At 73.6% G+C, this 6393-nt stretch carries 5 protein-coding genes; 2 read left to right on the top strand and 3 right to left on the bottom strand.

Annotated features, from left to right (window positions below; translation table 11 throughout):
• Nucleotides 1–470 precede the first annotated feature (470 nt).
• Entirely contained in the window at nucleotides 471–920 is a 450-nt protein-coding gene (locus ACIRD3_RS33680) for a PTS glucose transporter subunit IIA (RefSeq protein ID WP_402224141.1), read from the top strand.
• Between the two features lie 46 nt (nucleotides 921–966).
• Complete coding sequence (gene ptsP / locus ACIRD3_RS33675; protein WP_402224139.1) at nucleotides 967–2637, top strand: phosphoenolpyruvate--protein phosphotransferase; 1671 nt, start codon at nucleotides 967–969, stop codon at nucleotides 2635–2637.
• Nucleotides 2638–2710: 73 nt separating this feature from the next.
• Here the strand turns inward: ptsP and ACIRD3_RS33670 are convergent, their stop codons facing one another.
• Genes ACIRD3_RS33670 through ACIRD3_RS33660 form a run of 3 tightly spaced genes read right to left on the bottom strand, consistent with a single transcriptional unit; the run spans nucleotide 2711 to nucleotide 6368 of the window.
• On the bottom strand, nucleotides 2711–4813 hold the full coding sequence (locus ACIRD3_RS33670) for an acetoacetate--CoA ligase (protein WP_402224137.1): 2103 nt from the start codon (nucleotides 4811–4813) through the stop codon (nucleotides 2711–2713).
• A gap of 45 nt (nucleotides 4814–4858) precedes the next feature.
• A complete protein-coding gene (locus tag ACIRD3_RS33665) occupies nucleotides 4859–5407 on the bottom strand; it encodes an NUDIX domain-containing protein (RefSeq protein ID WP_402224135.1) in 549 nt (182 codons plus the stop codon).
• Between the two features lie 49 nt (nucleotides 5408–5456).
• A complete protein-coding gene (locus tag ACIRD3_RS33660) occupies nucleotides 5457–6368 on the bottom strand; it encodes an NUDIX hydrolase (RefSeq protein WP_402224133.1) in 912 nt (303 codons plus the stop codon).
• Nucleotides 6369–6393: the final 25 nt, after the last annotated feature.

The raw sequence follows: 6393 nt of genomic DNA, 5'->3' as shown, positions 1-6393 counted from the left end.
AAGGAACGGACGCTTCCTTCGGACCGCCTTCCAGCGGGCCCTCCGGGCTTCGTTCTTTCGTGTTTCCAGCTTATCAGATGTTTTCCGCTCCGTTTACCGGGGCTTTTCGCATCTGAAACCTGGTGTTAACCGCCGAGTTGCGGCGACTCGACCAACCATAGCGGGTCGGTGGCCGGAGTGCGAATCGAGCCGCGCCCGGTGTCGCTCGGTCGGCGGCATGATTTGTTGCTCTCGCGAGCATATACAGCAATGGTCCCGGTTCGCCAAGATGCCTGTAGAGTGCGGCGAACCGGCCGAGAGGACTAGACCACTCGCGGGCCGGTGGGACGCCGGCCGGCAGGTGGGCGCGGGCCGGGGATTCGCCCGGGAATGTCGACAGATGTCCGAAGTTGACATGATTTAGGCTTCAGCTGATTGTCGTGCCGCTCCTCGCGGCCGCTCGCTGTACTGCGCACTTGGGAGGCACAACCATGACCACTGTGACGTCGCCGCTGACCGGCAAGGTCGTCGGGCTCGCCGGCGTGCCGGACCCGGTGTTCTCGGGCGCGATGGTCGGCCCCGGCACCGCGATCGACCCGGTGCGTCGGCCCACCGAGGCGGTCGCTCCGGTGGACGGCGTCGTGGTCTCCATGCACCCGCACGCGTTCGTCGTCGTGGACGACGAGGGTCACGGTGTCCTGACCCACCTCGGGATCGACACCGTCCAGCTCAACGGCGAGGGCTTCGAGCTGCTCGTCAACAAGGGCGACAAGGTGACCCGCGGCCAGGCCGTCATCAAGTGGGACCCGGCCGCCGTCGAGGCCGCCGGCAAGTCGCCGATCTCGCCGATCGTGGCGCTGGAGGCCAACGCCGACTCGCTCGGCGACCTCCGGGAGGACGGCGAGGCGGTCTCCGGCGAGCCGCTGTTCAGCTGGAGCTGACCCCCTCTCTATCCCCCACACAGACAGACTCAGCGGAGACAGGTACATGGAGAAGACACTGCGCGGCGTGGGTGTCAGCCACGGGGTCGCGATCGGCCAGGTCCGGCACATGGGCACGGCGGTGCTGGAGCCGCCGGCCACCCGGATCCCGACCGAGGACGCCCCGCGGGAGCAGGCGCGTGCCCAGGCCGCCGTCGAGGCGGTCGCCGCGGACCTGATCGCGCGCGGCAACCTGGCGGGCGGCGAGGCGCAGGCCGTCCTGGAGGCCCAGGCGCTGATGGCGCAGGACCCGGAGCTGATGGCCGACGTGTCCCGCCGGATCGCCGTCGGGAGCAGCGCCGAGCGCGGTGTGTACGACGCCTTCGCCGCGTACCGTGCGCTGCTGGCCTCCGCCGGGGACTACCTGGCCGGGCGGGTCGCCGACCTGGACGACGTGCGGAACCGCATCGTGGCCCGGCTGCTCGGGGTGCCGATGCCGGGTGTGCCGGACAGCGACGAGCCGTACGTGCTGTTCGCGCGTGACCTGGCGCCGGCGGACACCGCGCTGCTCGACCCGACGCTGGTGCTCGGCTTCGTGACCGAGGAGGGCGGGCCGACCAGCCACAGCGCCATTCTGGCGCGGGCGCTGGGCGTGCCCGCCGTGGTGGCGCTGCCCGGGGCGACCGACGTCGCCGAGGGCACCGTCGTCGCGGTGGACGGCAGCTCGGGCGACGTGCTGCTGGAGCCGTCGCAGCAGAAGCAGGAGGAGCTGCGGGCGGTCGCCGCCGAGCGCAAGGCCGCGCTGGCCGCCTCCTCCGGCCCGGGACAGACCTCGGACGGGCACCGCGTGCCGCTGCTGGCCAACGTGGGTGGTCCGGCGGACGTGCCGGCGGCGCTGGAGAACGGTGCCGAGGGCGTCGGCCTGTTCCGTACCGAGTTCCTGTTCCTGGACGACTCGGCGAAGGCGCCGAGTGAGGAGAAGCAGGTCGAGGCGTACCGCAAGGTGCTGGAGGCCTTCCCGGAGGGCCGGGTCGTGGTGCGCGTGCTCGACGCGGGCGCGGACAAGCCGCTGGACTTCCTGACGCCGGCCGACGAGCCGAACCCGGCGCTCGGTGTGCGGGGTCTGCGCACCCTGCTGGAGCACCCCGAGGTGCTGCGCACCCAGCTGCGGGCGCTGGCCACGGCGGCCGAGGGCCTGCCGGTGCACCTCGAGGTGATGGCCCCGATGGTGGCCGACCGCAAGGACGCCAAGGACTTCGCGACCGCGTGCCGCGAGGCCGGGCTGGACGCCAAGTTCGGTGCGATGGTGGAGATCCCCTCGGCCGCGCTGCGGGCCAGGGCGATCCTGCAGGAGGTCGAGTTCCTGTCGCTGGGGACCAACGACCTCGCGCAGTACGCCTTCGCGGCCGACCGGCAGGTCGGTGCGCTGGCGCGGCTGCAGGACCCGTGGCAGCCGGCGCTGCTGGACCTGATCGCCGCGGCGGCCGACGCCGCGCGGGTGACCGGCAAGAGCTGCGGCGTCTGCGGCGAGGCGGCCTCCGACCCGCTGCTGGCCGTGGTGCTGACCGGTCTGGGCGTCACCAGCCTGTCGATGGGCTCGGCGTCGATCCCGTACGTGCGGTCCACGCTGGCCAAGTACACGCTGGCGCAGTGCCGGCGGGCGGCCGAGGCGGCCCGGGCGGCGGACAGTGCCGAGGAGGCGCGGGCCGCGGCGCAGCAGGTGCTGTCCGGCGAGTAGCGCCGGAGAACGACGGGAAGGGGCGCCCCCCACCACGGCGGTGGGGGGCGCCCCTTTCGCGTGTGCCGGCCGGTCAGGCCCGGCGGTCGACCCGGAGCCGCTCGAAGAAGCGCAGGTGGTCGATGTCGTCGACGGAGCCGGGGTTGACGGCCTGCTCCAGCGGGGTGCCGGAGAGGATGCGCTTGACCGGGACCTCGATCCGCTTGCCGGTGAGGGTGTGCGGGAGGCCGCGGACGGCGATGACCTCGTCGGGGACGTGGCGCGGGGAGAGTTCGGTGCGCAGCGAGGTGCGGATGCGGCCGATCAGGTCGTCGTCCAGTTCGGCGCCGGGGGCGAGGACGACGAACAGCGGCATCCAGTAGCCGCCGTCGGGCTCCTCCAGGCCGATGACCAGGGACTCGGCGATCTCGGGGAGGCGCTCGACCACCTCGTAGATGTCCGAGGAGCCCATCCGGACGCCCTGGCGGTTGAGGGTGGAGTCGGAGCGGCCGTGGATCACGACGGTGCCGCGGGAGGTGACGGTGATCCAGTCGCCGTGGCGCCAGACGCCGGGGTACGTGTCGAAGTAGCTGTCGTGGTACCGGGTGCCCTCGGGGTCGTTCCAGAAGCCGGTGGGCATCGACGGGAGGGGCTTGGTGACGACGAGTTCGCCGACCGCGTCGGTGAGCGGCTTGCCCTGGACGTCCCAGGACTCGACGGCGGCGCCGAGGCAGGGGGCCTGGATCTCACCGAGGTACACCGGGAGGGTGGGGACGCCGCCGACGAAGCAGGAGCAGACGTCGGTGCCGCCGCTGACGGAGGCGAGCCAGACGTCCTGCTTGACCTCGTCGTAGATCCAGCGGAAGCCGTCGGGCGGCAGCGGGGAGCCGGTGGTGCCGATGCAGCGCACGGCGGAGAGGTCGAGGTCGCGGCCGGGGTGGAGCTCGGCCTTGCGGCTGGCGATCACGTAGGCGGCGGAGGTGCCGAGGACGGTGGCGCCGGTGCGGGCGGCGACCGACCAGAGGGCGCCGGTGTCGGGGTGTCCGGGGCTGCCGTCGTAGGTGACGATCGTGGACCCGACGAGGAGGCCGGCCAGCAGGAAGTTCCACATCATCCAGCCGGTGGAGGTGTACCAGAGGAAGCGGTCCTGCGGGCCGAGGTCGAGGTGGAGGCCGGCCTGCTTGAGGTGTTCGAGCAGGATGCCGCCCTGGCTCTGGACGATGGCCTTCGGCAGGCCGGTGGTGCCGGAGGAGTAGAGGACCCAGAGCGGGTGGTCGAAGGGGACCGGTTCGAAGACCGGGTCCACGTCGTCGGCGACCAGGTCGTCCCAGGTCAGGGCGCCCTCGGGGGCGGAGCCGCCGAGCAGCGGGACGTGCACGACGGTGCGCAGGCTCGGGAGCTCGCGGCGCAGCTCGGCGACGACCTCGGTGCGGTCGTGGTCCTTGCCGCCGTAGTGGTAGCCGTCGACGGCGAAGAGGACGGCGGGTTCGATCTGCTGGAGGCGGTCGAGGACGCTGCGGGCGCCGAAGTCGGGGGCGCAGCTGGTCCAGATCGCGCCGACGGCGGCGGTGGCGAGCAGGGCGACGGCGGCCTGCGGGATGTTGGGCAGGTACGCGCTGACGCGGTCGCCGGGGCCGATGCCGCGGGCGCGCAGGGCGGCGGCCAGTGAGCCCACCTGGCGGCGGAGTTCGGCCCAGGTGAGGACGGCGGGCTGCTCGGTGGTCTCGTCGAGGTGGAGGATCGCCGGGCGGTCGGCGTTCGCGGGATCGTCGGCGGCGCGCAGGGCGTGCTCGGCGTAGTTGAGGCGGGCACCGGGGAACCAGCGGGCGCCGGGCATGGCCTGGTCGGCGAGGACGGCCTCGGGGGCCTGGGTGAACCGGACGTCGAACCAGCGGGTGACGGCGGTCCAGAAGCGGTCGAGGTCCTCGGTGGACCAGGCGTGCAGGTCGGCGTAGCGCTCGGCGGCCTGCTGGTCGTCGGCGGCCGGGGCGAGCGGGGCGGCCGGGGCGCCGTGGTGTTCGGCGGCCCAGGCCTGGAAGGCCACCAGGCTGGTGGCGGCGGCGCGAGCGGGGTTGGGGCGCCAGAGCGGCTGGTCCTGGGGTGGGGTGCTCACGGTGGTGGTCTCCCGGCCGGGGGTCGGGACGGGACGGCTTGTGGCAGGCCCGTCCGGTTGGGCTGTCGGTGCAGACCATGCCATGCGAGCGGCCGTCGCGCCAGGGTCGACTTCCGGGTGGCCGGGCGGTCAGCGGGAGGTGAACTCTCCGCTGAACCAGCGGTTCAGGACGCCGTTGTGGAAGTCCCAGACGAGCGCGGTGTCGGCGGTGGCGAGGTACCAGCCGTCGGTCTCGTCGGTGGGGCGCGAGGGCGGGAGCTCGGCGAGCGGACGGGCCGGGAGCAGGCCGCAGAGCATGACGAAGCGGCCGTTGGGGTCGGACGCGGTGTGGATCAGGGTGACCTCGGAGGCCTCGGCGGTGATGCCGGTCTCCTCGCGCAGCTCCCGGACGCAGGCCCCCTGCCAGGTCTCGCCGTAGTCCATGTAGCCGCCGGGGAAGGCGAGTTCACCGTAGCCGGGTTCGATGGTGCGGCGGATGACGACCAGGGCGGGGTCGTCGTCGGGCCTGGTGACGGGGAGGACGGTGACCACGACGGGCAGCGGGTTGCGGTAGCTGATCTCGGCGCAGCCGGGGCAGGTGCGGGGCCAGGCGCGGGTGCCGGGCGGGTAGGGCGTGCCGCAGAAGTGGCAGTGCGAGAACGGCTGGTGGGTGGTCTGGGTCGCTTCGTCAGTGGTCATGGCCGGATGGTAGCCCCGTGGGTCGACGGTGGTGCCTGGTCCGCGGTGATCACCGGGCGTCGCCCGGCGGGCTGTCGGCGGGCTGGTCCTCGCGGGTGGGGCGGAGCAGGGCGGGGTGAAGCCGGCGGGCGCCGCCGGCGCGGTACGTGCGGGCGCGGGGGCCGCCGCGGGCGCCGCCGCGCTGGGTGGTGCTGCCGGTGCTCTCGACGAAGCCGGCGACGGAGAGGACCTTGCGGTGGAAGTTGCCGGGGTGGAGCTTCTCGCCCCAGACCGCCTCGTAGACGGCGCGGAGGTCGGGGATGGTGAAGTCGTTCGGCAGGAAGGCGGTGGCCAGCGGGCTGTACTCCAGCTTGGCGCGGACCCGGTCGAGTCCGTCGGCGAGGATCCGGGCGTGGTCGAAGGCCAGCGTGAGCGGTGCGGGGCCGGTGCCCCCGTCGACACCACCCCCGTGGGTGTCGACGGGCGCACCGGCGGCTCGGGACCGGCCGTGGGGCCGGAGGTCCAGGTCGCGGACGGGGTGCCAGGCGGCGGCCGCGGCGTCCGTCCCGGCCTGCGGGTCGGGGAGGTCCGGGGCGAAGGCGAGGTAGGCGACGGAGACGACGTGCATCCGCGGATCCCGGTCGGGGGCGCCGTAGGTGCCGAGCTGCTCCAGGTGGAGGCGGCAGAGCGTGGCCTCGGCCTCGGCGACGCCCTGCAGGCCCGTCTCCTCGGCGAGTTCGCGGACGGCGGCCTCGGCCAGGTTCTCCTCGCCGGCCCGCAGGAAGCCGCCGGGCAGCGCCCAGCAGCCCTGGTAGGGCGGGGCGCCGCGCTCGACGAGCAGGACGTGCAGGCTGCCCCGGCGCAGGGTCAGGGCGACCACGTCGACCGTGACGGCGATCGGGGTGTAGGCGCGTGGGTCGTACGCGGCGAGCCACTCCTGCTCGGCTTCGGGCCCGGTGCCGGGCCGGTCGTCCGCCGCCATCGCCGGTTCCTCTCCGCGCTCGTCG

The sequence above is a fragment of the Kitasatospora sp. NPDC093550 genome (assembly GCF_044764985.1).
In the GTDB taxonomy this organism is placed as follows: domain Bacteria; phylum Actinomycetota; class Actinomycetes; order Streptomycetales; family Streptomycetaceae; genus Kitasatospora.
The sequence above is the reverse complement of the archived record's forward strand: the minus strand, read 5'-3'. Positions and strand labels throughout refer to the sequence as shown.